Source organism: Flavihumibacter cheonanensis, assembly GCF_022352215.1.
In the GTDB taxonomy this organism is placed as follows: domain Bacteria; phylum Bacteroidota; class Bacteroidia; order Chitinophagales; family Chitinophagaceae; genus Flavihumibacter; species Flavihumibacter cheonanensis.
This window is the reverse complement of the sequence record NZ_JAKRWF010000179.1, coordinates 1-282: the sequence shown is the minus strand read 5'-3', so window position 1 is coordinate 282 and position 282 is coordinate 1. Positions and strand designations below refer to the sequence as shown.

Genomic DNA, 282 nt, shown 5'->3' with positions numbered 1-282 from the left:
CCCGTGCTGGCCGGCGCGGACGTATCCGTGGCCATGGCCGGTGGCACGTCGCTGGCACAGACCAGCGCCGACATGGTCCTGCTCGGCGAATCGCTGGAGCCGCTGGCGGAAGGCATCGCCCATGCCCGGCGCGCATTGCGCATCGTCCGGCAGAACCTGGCCTGGGCCGCCGCCTACAACATCACGGCGCTGCCGCTCGCCGCCACCGGCTTCATCGCGCCGTGGATGGCGGCCATCGGCATGTCCGCCAGCTCGCTGCTGGTGGTGCTGAACGCCCTCCGG

The 282-nt window shown here is 72.3% G+C and carries 1 pseudogene; it reads left to right on the top strand.

The window, feature by feature from the left end:
- Positions 1-282, top strand: a pseudogene (locus tag MD536_RS21605) (heavy metal translocating P-type ATPase); the annotation flags it as partial.